Here is a 14,091-nt window from a genome sequence, read left to right as displayed (position 1 = left end):
AACAAGCGTTACATATAACTCAAACCCACTCCAGCCTTTACGGATGATTTTTGCCCCTTGTTTCAATTGTGGTAATACTTCTTCAAATGTCATGATTACTCCTCACTTTGTTTGATTGTTTTGATTGTCTGATATAACTCAATATAATCAGCTAATTGCAGTTCTCCTGTAACGATAAAATAATTGAGATCCGCCCATGGTTTCCGGTGGACTTTACTGGTAGATAGTAGTAGATCTACCTCTCTTCCCCGATAATCCGTTGGTAAAAATTTCAGTTGGTACTCATTTCGGAAAAATTGTCGTAGACTCTCTTTCAGCAATTCTTCTTCAAACAAAGGAAAATCCGTCATCAACAACAAGGTTACGACAGGTAGCTTTTGATTGAACATCCCCATCGTTTTAAGCACCGTTAGATACCTTCCCATCAAAAAAGAGGTGTTCTCAAATGCCGGATAGTGATCTGCTCGTTGTTTTTCTTCAAAAAACGAATCTAACCAATGTTTCAATTTGTCATTTTTAATCACTAAATGATTCATAAAATCACTGTCATCCCCATCAATCGTCTCTTTTGCATAAGGGAAAAGATACGCAAACAAATGACTACTGAATAAATAGTTTTCTGCCTCATTTGTCAAAGTTTCCTGGATCATCCCATGTTCTGCTTGATAGTGAACCAATGCTTCTTTAGCTTTCGCAAGTGCTAAGTAAGGTAGTGTTTGATGTTGTTGATGAAACTGAAAGATTTCTTTACGAATCCTTTGATCGCTGTAGTACTCTTCTCTAGTCATCAAGACTAAGAATAAAGCTCCCAACTCCTCTTTTGCTTGAAAATAGTTAGGAAAGATTGGTTCCATCCACTGGCAAAACCGATAAAACAAAGCATTTTGATTGAGTAATGCCTTCTTCTTGTCATTCAAACGTACGTCATGTTTTTGTGATTTACGCAGAAAAAATGCACCTAGCATATATTCTAAGCGTCTTTTTTTGATCTCATTCAACCGAATGTGAAAAAAGAGCAAGATCTGTTCAGCGATGTTTTTGATATCTTCTTGGGGAATTGTTTTAAAAGGCCATATTTTACCACGAAATAATTGCCAAAAAGTCATATGCAGATACAACCGAATGATTTCTTCTTCGCCACAAGCCACATAGCTACCTCTTTGTAAATGGATCCCATAGCCAGTCAATTGTTCTTTCCATTCATTGATTTTACGATGAGTGGTCGATTCACTGATATAATGCTTTTGTGAGAACTGATAGATCGTATGGAATTCTTCAAAAAAAATGTCGTGCAGTAGCTGATACTTTAGCGTACTTTGCACGAGATACATCAAAAAGCGTTCATGCTCGATGGAATCAAGTGAATCATAAAATTGATATCCCGAGCGACTGGACTTTGTAAACAAAGACTGGGTCTTGCCACTGAATTTTTGATAGTTTTTATTTAGTTCATTGACATATTTTGAGACACTTCGAGCATCTAGTTGGACTCTTTGCGCAAGTTTAACAGCCGTATGCCCAGCTTGATCTTCGAAACTTTCTAGTAGAAGAACTTTGTAATATAAGTCTTTATCAAAACGTTTCAGATATTCAGAAGACAAATACACGACTCCACCCCTTGCTAGAATGTTTCTCTCATTGTAGCATAAAATCTACCTTTCGACATCAAAACAAGTTAGCAAAGAACTGAAAGAGCAATGGTAGTAAAAAGACGGTTAGCAGACCGTTCACACAAATGGCCAATCCAGAAATCACACCCTCAATTTCTCCGATTTCGATTGCTTTGGCTGTGCCAATAGCATGGGAAGTACTACCTAAAGCAACTCCTTTTGCGATTGGGCTTTTGATGCGAAATACTTTGAAAATATGGGTCGCAATCAACGAGCCGAAAATCCCTGTAGAAACAACGATTGCTAGAGTGACAGCATTGATTCCTCCCATCGAATGAGAAAGATCAACAGAAATGGCAGTCGTCACTGATTTAGGCAATAACGAAATGACAATTTCCTTGTTCAATGCAAAAAAGTATCCGATACTGACACTTACAAAACAATTCGCCATGATTCCTGCTATGATCCCACAAATGATCGGATAAACATGTTTTTTTAATAGATGGAAATTTTTATATAAAGGAAGCGCAAGCGCCACAGTCGCAGGAGTAATCAGTAACGTCAGTAAATTCCCGCCAACATTATAATCTTGATAGCTAATGCCTGTAAAATGTAGAAATAAGATAATCACGATAATTGACAAAACTAATGGATTTAAGAGAGGTATTGGATGTTTGCGTATCAACTTATCAAATAAAACATACACGCCTATGGTCAGACTCAAACCAAACAAGGGATGACTAAATAATTCATTCAAGTGGTGATTCCTCCATTCCTTCTATCCTCGTTTTTTTTCTAGTACGAAGTAGTGTAACGAGAGCTTCCACGCCTTCCGCTGTTTTTCCTGTGACCACCATCGTCACTATCGAACAACAAACGACTGCTCCTAGTAAGATAGGCCAAATAGCCATGATCTGATCAAAATAATCTAGCAAACCTACACCGGCAGGAACAAACAAGATCGTTAAATTATTTAACAAGAATTGCCCTGTAGTGCCTAATTTATCAGGATCTACTATGTGTAACTGAAACGCCAAAAATAAATATAAAATTCCTAAAATACTTCCAGGAATTGGTAAATGTGCGACTATACGTGTTCCTTCCCCCAATATAGAAAAGAAAATAATAATAAAAAATTCTTGATAAACTTTCAAATTCTCGACACCCCTCATCTCTAGCTTTCATTTTACAGACAATATTTTTCAGAAAATTTCAAAAGATGTCGTTTCAAATAGACAATTTTTGAAAAAAAACTTTGTTTTTTTTTTGGTATATTTATATTTAAGGGTTAGTGTTTTGTAAGTAACGGTTTTAAAAGTGTTTTATTTTTGTTGTTGGTCTGATTTCTTTTATAGGGAGTCATTTTTTCTTTGCACTTATTACGACCGCCCAGAAAAAAACACAAACGTGCGAAACACTTCACCTATCGTGGCGATGTTTCTTTTTTTTTGCATTTTTAAAACTTCAGGAGGTATATATGGATTACTCACTAATGACCCGTCTAGCGGCGGAAGTACTTGGTACAGCGTTATTGATCATCTTAGGTAATGGTGCTGTAGCAAACGTAGATTTAAAAGGTACAAAGGGTTACGGAAGTGACTGGATGCTGATTGCTGTAGGTTATGGCTTCGGTGTAATGATGCCTGCTATGATTTTTGGCGGTATCAGCGGAAACCACATCAATCCTGCATTTACAATCGCTTTAGCTTCAAATGGTTTATTCCCTTGGGCAGAAGTATTGCCTTATATCGTAGCACAATTGATTGGGGCAGCTTTAGGGCAATTGATCGTAGTCGCTTGTTACAAACCTTACTATGATCAAACAGAAGATGTGAACCATGTCTTAGGAACATTCTCAACTATCAACAGTGTGGGTTCTAAATTCAATGGTTTCGTAAATGAATTCTTCGGTTCATTCGTTTTATTCTTTGGCGCATTAGGAATCACAAAAGCACCATTCTTCCAAGACAACCTTGGTACAGCTCACTTAGCACTTGGTTTCTTAGTATGGACATTGGTTGCTTCACTTGGTGGTCCTACTGGTCCTGGATTAAACCCAGCACGTGACTTTGCCCCTCGTTTAGTCCATGCATTACTACCATTGAAACACAAAGGTTCTTCTCAATGGGACTACGCTTGGGTACCAGTTGTTGCACCAATCTGTGCAGGTATCGTAGCAGTCTTCGTATATAAAGTATTATTCATGGCATAATACAAAAAACTTCATACAAAAGAAAACGGAAACCAGAAGTTGCAAGACACTTCGATTTCCGTTTTTTTTAGTAAGGTTGCGAGAAAAGTTTTTTGCACTGAGGAATAAGACAGAAAAAGAGAAAAGGGGCCTCCACATTTTTTATTTTTGGCTTATTACAAAAGTACAGCATCTTGAACGCCAATTATCAAGGTCATGTCAGCAGCACTTTGGTCCGAGCAGTAAGAAAAATACAGGCTATTTTTTTGATATATTCTTGAGATTTCCCACTACAACAAAATTCATTCATTTTTAATCATTACATATAGTTCTTCTCCCTTAATCTAAATACCACCTTTTATAGAAATCGAAAAAAAAAAATTTTGTTTCTCTATTTCTATGAGATACTTTAGTTATCTATCTAAGAAAGGAAGCGTATTTCGATGAATAGCTTTCATTTTGTTGATCCCAATCGTCGTCCTCAAGCTGATGTTCGACGGATGACTAAAGAGTTGACAGAGAAATTCCACGCAATTGATCCAGATCTTACTTTGATCCATCACGATAACTTTATTGATTATGGACCAGAAGTCTTTCCTCAGTTGGCTTCACTTTACTGGGATCCTCGCGTGCCCAATCACCCCATGGCAACTTTTGTGTACTCGGAATATCATCTCAGATATCGAAATTTCCCCCTCTATTGGTTCACACCTTATGGAGAATGTATTGATGAATTCCACGGAAAAGTAAATAACTCTTTTCGGAAACCTTTGCAAGCCATCGATAATGCGATTTTGAAAGTTATTCACGACTACCAAACCCACAATTTAACTTACTGGCAAGATTTATTTTCAGAAGAACAATTACAACAAGTCATCACTTCACACTACAGTAGAACCACTCGAATGATTGGAAATGGTATTCCTGGAGGACGTATGATGGATTTTACAGATCCAATGAAACGCCCTCATGCTGCGGTAGAAAAAGCTACTGAATACTTGGAAACACAACTTGATAAACTTGATTCCCGCTTGACACTCTCACGAGATGAGTCTTATATTGATTTCGAACCAAGTGTAGGACGTTATTTATCCGAGTGGTGGTATGATCCCGAAGTATATGATCCCGAAGTAGACGATCCTGATGACCCATTAATAGATTTAACAGATAGAGAATATCAAATTTACTATCAAAAGATTATTCTCTATAGCTTTGGTCCTTATAGTTTAGGCACTGGTTATCACGGTGATATATTTGATGGCGGCATCCCAAATATTGCTTATCTTGGATTAAACCAAGAGTTAGTAGACAACATTCTTAAAGTCATTCATGAATATCAACTTTTCAATTTATACTATTGGCGTGATTGTTATACACCCGAAGAGTTCCAAGTAGAGATCAATAAATACAAAAAAATGTGGGACTTGGATTAACCAAGTCTCACATTTTTTGTTATTTGACAATAGGATAAGCTGTTGATACGGTAACTTTTCCGGTTGCTTTTACGTTCACATGTACTTTGATTTCAAAAGCTCCCCCACTCTCTTTTTCAAGAAACTCTTGTGGTCCTGGGGTATTTGTAACATTTTTTTTCACAATCCGTTCCACTTCACTAGTGATCTTCTGTGCATCCCAATTATCTGGAAAGACAGTAGATTTAACGCTTTTAAAATCAGGCCCATAACTCACAGTGGCTTCAAATGGTTGTCCTTCTACTACTGTACTTGTAGGTCTATAAACAACCCCACTATCTGGATGATAGAAATCGGGATGGCGTGAGTGTGCTCCTTTTAGTTCAGGTGTTCCATCTTTTCCAGGCTTCACCTCACCTGCCACATGTCGAAGGGATTTTCGATTGTAATATTCAGTTTCGGGAAGTTTTTCTACTAAGGACTCATTTGGACAGCCTTTGGTAATCAGAGCTTTTTCAGTTTCTAGAATCCGAGTAGCTTCGACTTCTTCTACTTCGATGGCGGTAACTAGCGCTCCTTCGGCTTCCACAGTTCGTAAAACAGATAGCATTTCGGACCATGGCAAACACATAACGACTAATAAAACGTCTACTGGTTCGAGTTTTTGTTGGGATTGGCGGATAACCCACTCTGTGTTTTCATAATTTGGTAAGTTTTTCAACACACTACCGCCGACTTCTGAAATTGCCGCTATTGTAGTGTCATCTAAACTCTTTGGCAAAGAGTCAGTTCGTACTTCATCATATAGACCATCAGCTAATGCATAATAATTACAATAGAGGCCAAAGAATTTTTGGACTTTGCGTATCGTATAGATGACCTCTTGATTGTAACCAATCTCTACTTGATCTAGCGGTACGACTTCTTGTGTTCCTCGATAAACAAATTCCCCATCTCGATTTAAGACAACTTCTGTTCCATTAGCTTTAGCTGCAATCCGAAATAAATTGGTCATGAACGTATCAGGTAATTGCTCAACCAATACATCTCTTTCATCGATCATTCTACGAGTGATTTGTTTACCTGTTTCATTGACTGTATCTACATCCGTAGGTTCGATAGCACCAAACTGTATTTTAGAATTTGCCTTTACTAACTCCATAACTGCTTCTGGTGTAGCAATCTGCGGTAAAAAACTCTCAAAATCAGTTTCCAATGGCAGACGGATTCCTGTAATACTCAATTCCACATATTCTTCTTTTCGATGATCATAAGCTGTATACCTTAAATTGACATCAATGTGTGGATCATAGTATCCAGTGTAGGGAGTGAACGTGATCCCTTTTAATGCACCGATGCGAGGAGGGAGTTTTTCCGGTCCTGGCAAATACTCATTCAATGAAACATCAGGATATACGAGTAAACTCTGATTAGTTTCCTCTTTTGGTGCAAACGTCGCACTGCTTTTATCAGGTGCAATCTTTATTTCATAACCAGTCAAATCAGGAGGAGTCTGGATATACGATAAAAATTGATTTTGTACCGCGATCCAGCTAGCTAATTCGATCTTATTCGTTTCCATAAGCTCAATTGGCTCTTCTGGATGATTGATTGCGTCACCTAAAAGAAGGATGGAACCATTTAAGATATTCCCTGCAGTCAAACGATATAGTTGACTGACGGCACTTGCTTGAACGGATTCTTTCAGATAAGGACGTGTGAATTCAGCAAATGCGACTGCTTGGATCGTTGGAGCAATCGGTGAACGTGCAAAACGGGTTCCCAAAGGTAAAATACTTGGGCCGTCCATCAAATCTAAATAATCAGACAATACCAAATTATCAAAAACATTGTGGGATGCTGTTAAGGTGGAGGTAAATCCTCGATAATCTCGCCATTCATTCACTGTTTGATCTGGTGGCGAAACATCGCTTAAATCAATGGTGACACTTGGAGAAGAGGCAGCTTCTTTGAGGGTTTGATTATGGGCAAATACTTGGAGGGGCGGTTGGACAAATGAGGAAAGTAACAGGACAACCATAAACAAGGACAACCATTTTTTATTTTTCATTTGCTTACTCCTTTTCTATTCGTTACTGCGAATATTACAACAAATAAAAAAGGATTCACAAACCATAACTGAGTGTTTTTATGTCCTGTTTTTTCTGTTTCCAGAAAAATATGTAGCAGGATCAATTGAGTAAATCCTGTTTATTCTTTTAGAGAAATGATCAGAGTTGGTCTTCAGATTGACAAACGCTTCTTTGATCCATAACAATTGAATCTTACATGACTTGGTCACGGGTATTCTCAACTAATTGATAGATTCAATAAGGGATGATCGTCATCGCCTGTTCGAATTCTTTTTTTAGATGGCGTTGCTGGTAGTCTTTGAATTCAGGTCGGTGAGTACGCAAAAGTACACGAAGTTTCATTGGATCGTAGGTGTCGATCAGCTGATATTCTCTTACAAAATCACGTGTCAGTTGCCATTCATAATAATAGCCAAAAGGACGACAGCTATAGATTGTTTCATTCAGGACTTTATCTGCGAAACGACGGTGCGTATGACCAAATACGACTTGTTGAATATTAGGATACTGGTCAAGTAACTGACCAAATGAAGCTGACCCTAAAAAGGCATTCAGTTGATTCCAACGTTCATAAGGTGCTTTTTGATAAATGATAAACTCTTGTTTTGGTACAAAGTGAGTCGATAAAATCACCTTCAACTTTTTCTCACGTAACGTTTCCAGTATTGATTTGGTAACTGCCAACACTCGCTCATTAACCTCCAGATCAGATCCTTCACGTTTAATAAGCCGATCATACCAATATAAACGTTTCATTCGAACAATTTTTTCCAAATCTTTTGTTTCTGAAAACTGATAATCGTACCAACCATTGATGCCTAAAAGTACGGTTTCTTCATTTAAAGCAATATAACGTTCATTTAAAAAGTGAGCATCGGGAAAATGACTCATCATCTTTTCCCCCATCACATCAGCTAGTTCATGATTTCCAAAGTGAAAAGTTGTAGGCAGTCGCTTCGCAAAAAACTCAGCCACTGCCACACAACGATCAACTTTATTTGCTAAATCACCAGCTAAATGTAATCGTGTAATATTTTTTTGTTGTAATACATCCCATAGAATCAGTAACTCTGTTTCATCGAATTGATTGATATCGACATGTAAATCGCTGATGATCGCTAGATTTCCCATATATTTTCCTTCTAAACCTTTGCTGTTTGATCGATCAACTGAAGATTGTTTTTTAATAAGCCACTGGGGCCTCTTAATTGAAGACTCTTATACGTAGGTTCTACTGCAAGTGTCGTTGGATCGTCCAAATACATCAAAGCACTTTTTTTGATTTTGATTGGGCCAAGAACCGTCTCAGCCGTTTCAGAGTAGAGACTTAGATCGGCTGTTGTGTCTTTATTCACTATAATCAAACGAAAAGATGTATCGATTTGACAAGTGATTCGGCTATCCGCAAATGGTCCATCCCCATCTTCGACATCAAGCAGTAATTGATCATCTTCACTGATTTTGCCACGTAGAAGCTCTTCTGCTTCTTGTGATACGATAAATTCCATATTCATCACCTCGAATTTAGCTTAATGATTTTATACCTAAGTTGCAACTATCTTGTTTTGCGTACTTGATTCATCCATTCTTTTTTCGTTATGCCTTTAAGGATGATTGAAATCACACGACCTCGTTCACGTTTTGCATCAGGAATGACCCCTTCTTGTTTCATCCCCAACTTTTCCATCACTCGACCAGATTTGCTATTTTCAGCATTATAGTAAGCAAAAATTCGTACCAGCTTCATTTTTTCAAACCCTAATTTTAGTAATTCATATCCAGCTTCCGGTACGATGCCTTGTCCCCAATAGTTGCGATTCAAAACATAACCGATCTCTGCCGTGTCATCACCGTCTTGGAGTCTCAAATCGATGGTACCAATCATCTTACCATTTTCTTTCCACTCGATTCCATATTTTCCTAAGGGTGAGGCTATGAAATAATTAGCAATACTCAACTTGGTATCTAGAATTGTTTCATGTCTTTGGAAGACATAGCGTGTGGTTTCTTCATCACTGGCGTATTCAAACAAATCCTCCACATCTGCCATCGTGAGGGGCCTTAAGATTAATCGATCTGTTTCAATAACCAGATTCTCAGCAAAAATCAATTGGCGATTGATCAGTAAATCCATACGTATCCACCTTTTTTCTCGTTTTTCATTACTTTAGCGAACTTACTGAAAAGAAGCAAGCAAACTTCCTTATTTACTTCTCTAAAGACACAGCGCATAAAAGAACAAAAAAACTTTAAGAATTCATGGCAAAAGAATAATTTTTTGTTCATGGTTTATTAACAAGTTTTCTATAAGATGATTGTATCATTTAAATCTGTATTGGAGGGATCACGTATGACGGAGTGTACAAAATGTATTTATTTTATTGAAAAAACGAAAAATATTGAAGGTTCTAATATTGAAGTTAAAACACTTTTTGTCAATGAAGATAAAGAAACTGCGCTACTTATTTATAACAATTTAGTGAATAAAAAACCTCATTACTTTGGACTGATTTTAAGCGAATATAGAATCAAAGCAGAAGTAAGCTACTTTTACCAGTTATTAAAACGTTGGTCCCATCTTCCTACAGATTTTTATCGTAAAGTAAATATATTAAACTACCAAACATTAGCTGAGACCTATGGATAATCCTTTACTTACCTCTTTTCCTAATCTTCATTGAACAAAAAACTTATATTTTAGCATTAGCTTTATACTTTTTTCTATCTTCTACAATCATAAATTTTTCATGGAATAAAATCTACATCTAGCTTACTATCTGAATGGAGAGTACTCTTCAAATGGAAAAGAACGTGGGACAAAAGTATTATTTACTCTTATTTCACGCTCTAAATACGTATAAACGGCGGAATCAGAAGCAACTCCTTTGATAATAAGCTGAAATTCACAAAAAGTTTAAAAGCAATTTTCGTGAATTCCTTCTTACTTCTTGGAGTTAACCACTTCTGTCCGAGCCTCTTTTCTAAACAAAGAAATCTGTCCTTCAACTTTTGACTATTATTTTAATGCTTGATTGACATCTTCGATCATCAATTTCATTGATTCTAACCCACCACCACTTAAATACCAGACGTCTGGCTGTAAAGTAATCACCTTATCATTCTTACCAGCAGTAGTTTGAGCTACTAATTCATTTGTAGCGATATTGTCTTTACTTGTATCTCCACCAATGGCTTTCGTCCGATCGATCACAAATAAAATATCAGGATTCTTTTCTAAAACATACTCATAGGAAACACTTTGTCCATGGGTGGAAGCTTCAATCTTATCATCAGCTTGCTTAAATCCAAATAGATCATGGATAAATCCAAAACGTGAACCTGATCCATAAGCAGAAAGTTGTCCTTCATTTACTAAAGTAACTAAGGCATTCAGAGACACATCATTGGTTTTTCCTTTTATTTCGTCGATTTGTTCTGAAAGATCGGCTAATCGTTCATTCGCTTTCTTTTCTTGATCAAAAATCTTAGCTAACGTATGAATATTTTGTTTCATGGATTCCCAAGTGTTTTGCGTGTCCAGACCTAAGAATAAAGTGGGAGCGATTTGACTGAGTTCTTCTTGATAATCACGCTGTCTTCCTGAAATGATGATCAAGTCTGGTTGTAACTGATTGATTTTTTCTAAATCAGGTTCTTTGATTCCACCGGCTGACTCTACATCTTTGTATTTATCCAAATAAGTAGGCAAGTTTTTTGTTGCTGCTCCTATTACTTTATCGCCTACCCCTAATGCATCCAGTGTATCTAACGAACCATTATCAAAGACGACTACTTTTTCTGGACTTTTTTGTACTTTGACTGACTGCCCTTCACTATCTTTGACGGTCAATACTAGATTAGATGACACCTTTTCTGTTGTTTCACTTGTTGTTGCTTCTTGTCCATTGCAAGCTGTTAATCCTAAAGAAGCTATCACTAAAAACCCTAAAACTATTTTTTTCATTTGTTCACTCCTCGTTTTTTTTTAGAAATAAAGACAAAATCTGCGACCTTCTACTTCACAGATCCGAATATCCATCTCATACAATTCATCTAATATATCTTTTTGGATAATTTCATTTGTTTTTCCTTGGATAAATAGTTCCCCTTGCTTCATCGCAATGATTTCATCTGCATAACTAGCTGCAAAATTGATATCATGAAGGACCACGATAATCGTTTTGCCTAATTCTTGAACCAGCTTTTTTAAAATCTGCATGATCTGGACGGCAAAATTCATATCAAGATTATTCAATGGTTCATCTAATAAAATATAATCCGTATCTTGTGCTAAAACCATCGCAATATAAGCCCGCTGTAGTTGTCCACCAGAGAGGGTGTCGATTGCTTGTTCTTTTATCGTATTTAATCCAAGGTGTTGAATGGCTTCTTCAATGATTTGTTGATCATTTGCAGTAAGTCTTCCTCTTGAATAAGGAAAACGCCCAAAGGTTACTAATTCTTCAACGGTGATTTTTATGCTGATCTCATTAGATTGTTTCAAAATAGCTAGTTTTTTTGCCATTTCTTTTGATTTCCAAGCTTTGACTTCTTGGTGGTCAAGATAAATCTCCCCCACATCCTTTGAAATCAAACGACTAATCATTGAAAGGACCGTAGATTTCCCTGCACCATTAGGACCGATAAACGCAGTCAACTGTTGTTTAGGGATTTCTAGGTTCAACGATTGAACGACTGCTTTTTCTTGATAAAATTTAGCGACTTTATTTAAATGGATCATCCAAATTTCTTCCTTTCGTGTATTAGCTTTGTTATAAAATAAGTGCCTCCGAGAAATTCTACGACTACACTGACTGTTGTATTCCAGCCAAAGACTTGTTCTACGATCAGCTGCCCACCTGCTAAAAACAGCAGAGCTATCAAGAAACTGCCTACCAATAAGACGTCATGTCGATAGGTAGCAAACAGACGATAACTGACATTCGCCACGATGAACCCTAAGAAAGTTATCGGCCCGACTAATGCTGTGGCTGTTCCTGTCAACAAGCTGACACAACATAATACAAGAAATTGGAAACGGTCTGTTTCGATCCCAAGGTTGATTGCTTGGTCTTTCCCTAAATGAAAAACATCGAGTAAACGCCGATGGTAAAATAAAAAGTACCAGCAACCACCGATTAACAAAGTAGCCGGCAGTAAATAGTGACTTTGGATATTTCCAAAGCTAGCAAATAAACGACCTTGTAACAAATCATATTCATTAGGGTCCATGACCACTTGAAGAAACGTACTGATACTATTGAAAAGAGTACCTAGAATCATTCCTGCCATCAATAATAAAAATAAAGACGTAGCCTGCTTTCGTAATAAAAAATGGAACAATAGTTGACTGAAGCCACCCATCAAGACAATGGTTGCTAAAAAGAATAAAGTACTATTTTGTTGCAACATCGTCACGCCACCCAGTAAGAAAAAAAGCAAGGTTTGGACAAGAACATACAGCGACTCCAGTCCTAAAACTGAAGGTGTTAAAAATTGATTTTGGGTAATTGTTTGAAAACTAACTGTTGCACTACTCGTTGCTAAAGCAACTAAAATAAAAGCCGCGATTTTCTTACTACGTAACATCCAGGCAAATTGCCAATTTCCATAGGTATTAAGTAATAAATAGCTAGCTAACACCACAACAACTAGCAAAAGCAGCCCTAAAAAAAGGTGTTTCTCCTGTTTACGCATGTGTTTTCCCCCTTAGAAGCAAATAGAGAAAACATAAGCCACCGATCATTCCTACAACGACACTCACAGGTACTTCATAAGGATAAATCACGATTCGTGCCAAAATATCACAAGAGAGAAGAAAAATACTTCCAATGATTGCAGTGATCCCTAATGTTTTATGGACTTGATCTCCATATAATCTCGCAGTGAGATTAGGAATGATCACTCCAAGAAATGGAATTGTCCCTACCATGATCAAGACGACCGCACTGGCAAAAGAAACTAATCCAATCCCTAATAATTGCATCTTTCGATAGTCCATCCCTAAATTAACCGCAAAGGTCTCTCCCAATCCTACAATTGTAAATTGATACGCAAAAAAAGAAAGGACACCAAGTAGTGGAACCGTAAGATATAATAATTCATACTCTCCTCGCATGATCGTAGCAAAATTTCCTTGTAACCACGAAGACATATTTTGCACTAGTTGAAATTGGTAGGCAAAAAAAGTCGCAACTGATCCAATGATGTTTCCCAACATGACACCAATTAATGGCAACATCAACTGATTCTTTTGTGGAAAGAAACGTGCTAATGATAAGAAAAGTAACGTGCCAGCAAAAGCAAATACAAATGCTGTCAAAGAGCGTATAAAAATAGAGGCTTGTGGTAAAAAAAGCATCACAACTAATAAACCTAATCTGGCACTATCCATTGTTCCAGCTGTCGTGGGAGAAACGAATTTATTTTGGGTCAGATGTTGCATGATTAGCCCACAAATACTACTTGTAGCTCCTACTAGCAACAAACAAATCGTTCGTGGAAAACGAGTTGCTAGCAACAATTGAAGACTATGTCCCCTCAAGTGAATCAGATCCACCAATTGGAGTTGTGAAACCCCAATAAAAAGAGAACAAATACTTAAAATAACTAATAAACCAATAAGTTTTCCGTAGCGCATTCACTTAGACTCCTTCAACTGAGAATGATTCTCATTATCATTTTAAGTGAATGTTTGAACAAAAGCAACTTCATTTTTCATTTTAAAAACTTTTGTCTGGATGATTGGATAAAAAATATGCTAAAATCCCTTGCTGAAAATAAAA

At 37.0% G+C, this 14,091-nt stretch carries 15 protein-coding genes; 3 read left to right on the top strand and 12 right to left on the bottom strand.

Annotated features, from left to right (window positions below; genetic code table 11):
- The 4 genes from A5844_RS05330 to A5844_RS05315 form a co-directional block, all read right to left on the bottom strand.
- Positions 1-93: Thoeris anti-defense Tad2 family protein (locus tag A5844_RS05330; RefSeq protein ID WP_143353709.1), on the bottom strand; the 93-nt coding region annotated here is incomplete at its 3' end.
- Between the two features lie 2 nt (positions 94-95).
- A complete protein-coding gene (locus tag A5844_RS05325; RefSeq protein ID WP_086284231.1) occupies positions 96-1,607 on the bottom strand; it encodes a helix-turn-helix domain-containing protein in 1,512 nt (503 codons plus the stop codon).
- Positions 1,608-1,665: 58 nt separating this feature from the next.
- Positions 1,666-2,367 (bottom strand): LrgB family protein, encoded by a 702-nt coding sequence (locus tag A5844_RS05320; protein WP_086284230.1) that lies wholly within the window; start codon positions 2,365-2,367, stop codon positions 1,666-1,668.
- Entirely contained in the window at positions 2,360-2,764 is a 405-nt protein-coding gene (locus A5844_RS05315; protein WP_086284229.1) for a CidA/LrgA family protein, read from the bottom strand. Before A5844_RS05315 ends, A5844_RS05320 begins: the two co-directional genes overlap by 8 nt.
- Before the next feature lie 323 nt (positions 2,765-3,087).
- Between A5844_RS05315 and A5844_RS05310 the strand changes: the two genes are divergently transcribed.
- Together A5844_RS05310 and A5844_RS05305 are read left to right on the top strand one after the other, a co-directional pair.
- Positions 3,088-3,822: an MIP/aquaporin family protein gene (locus tag A5844_RS05310; protein ID WP_086284228.1), complete on the top strand. Its 735-nt coding sequence runs from the start codon at positions 3,088-3,090 to the stop codon at positions 3,820-3,822.
- Between the two features lie 422 nt (positions 3,823-4,244).
- Complete coding sequence (locus A5844_RS05305) at positions 4,245-5,234, top strand: hypothetical protein (RefSeq protein ID WP_086284227.1); 990 nt, start codon at positions 4,245-4,247, stop codon at positions 5,232-5,234.
- A 19-nt stretch (positions 5,235-5,253) separates the two neighbouring features.
- On the opposite strand, the gene A5844_RS05300 is transcribed toward A5844_RS05305, so the two are convergent.
- From A5844_RS05300 to A5844_RS05285, 4 genes are all read right to left on the bottom strand, one after another.
- Positions 5,254-7,284 (bottom strand): EndoU domain-containing protein, encoded by a 2,031-nt coding sequence (locus A5844_RS05300; protein WP_086284226.1) that lies wholly within the window; start codon positions 7,282-7,284, stop codon positions 5,254-5,256.
- Positions 7,285-7,540: 256 nt separating this feature from the next.
- Entirely contained in the window at positions 7,541-8,437 is an 897-nt protein-coding gene (locus tag A5844_RS05295) for a metallophosphoesterase (protein ID WP_086284225.1), read from the bottom strand.
- Positions 8,438-8,448: 11 nt separating this feature from the next.
- The gene (locus A5844_RS05290) at positions 8,449-8,814 is read right to left on the bottom strand and encodes an iron-sulfur cluster biosynthesis family protein (RefSeq protein ID WP_086284224.1); all 366 of its coding nucleotides are present in this window, start codon (positions 8,812-8,814) and stop codon (positions 8,449-8,451) included.
- Between the two features lie 47 nt (positions 8,815-8,861).
- A complete protein-coding gene (locus A5844_RS05285) occupies positions 8,862-9,440 on the bottom strand; it encodes a GNAT family N-acetyltransferase (protein WP_086284223.1) in 579 nt (192 codons plus the stop codon).
- 216 nt (positions 9,441-9,656) lie between these two features.
- On the opposite strand from A5844_RS05285, the gene A5844_RS05280 reads away from it, so the two are divergent.
- A complete protein-coding gene (locus A5844_RS05280) occupies positions 9,657-9,953 on the top strand; it encodes a hypothetical protein (RefSeq protein WP_086284222.1) in 297 nt (98 codons plus the stop codon).
- Positions 9,954-10,322: 369 nt separating this feature from the next.
- Here A5844_RS05280 and A5844_RS05275 read toward each other — a convergent pair whose 3' ends face one another.
- Genes A5844_RS05275 through A5844_RS05260 form a run of 4 tightly spaced genes read right to left on the bottom strand, consistent with a single transcriptional unit; the run spans position 10,323 to position 13,946 of the window.
- On the bottom strand, positions 10,323-11,270 hold the full coding sequence (locus tag A5844_RS05275; protein ID WP_086284221.1) for a siderophore ABC transporter substrate-binding protein: 948 nt from the start codon (positions 11,268-11,270) through the stop codon (positions 10,323-10,325).
- Positions 11,271-11,291: 21 nt separating this feature from the next.
- The gene (locus A5844_RS05270) at positions 11,292-12,047 is read right to left on the bottom strand and encodes an iron ABC transporter ATP-binding protein (RefSeq protein ID WP_086284220.1); all 756 of its coding nucleotides are present in this window, start codon (positions 12,045-12,047) and stop codon (positions 11,292-11,294) included.
- Positions 12,044-13,003, bottom strand: coding sequence for an iron chelate uptake ABC transporter family permease subunit (locus A5844_RS05265; protein ID WP_086284219.1), 960 nt, complete (start codon positions 13,001-13,003; stop codon positions 12,044-12,046). Before A5844_RS05265 ends, A5844_RS05270 begins: the two co-directional genes overlap by 4 nt.
- Positions 12,996-13,946 (bottom strand): ABC transporter permease, encoded by a 951-nt coding sequence (locus tag A5844_RS05260; protein WP_086284218.1) that lies wholly within the window; start codon positions 13,944-13,946, stop codon positions 12,996-12,998. The genes A5844_RS05265 and A5844_RS05260 overlap by 8 nt, the downstream gene beginning before the upstream one ends.
- Positions 13,947-14,091 lie beyond the last annotated feature (145 nt).

It is taken from the genome of Candidatus Enterococcus wittei (assembly GCF_002140175.1).
In the GTDB taxonomy this organism is placed as follows: Bacteria; Bacillota; Bacilli; order Lactobacillales; family Enterococcaceae; genus Enterococcus_B; species Enterococcus_B wittei.
This window is presented reverse-complemented; position numbering and strand designations above follow the sequence as displayed.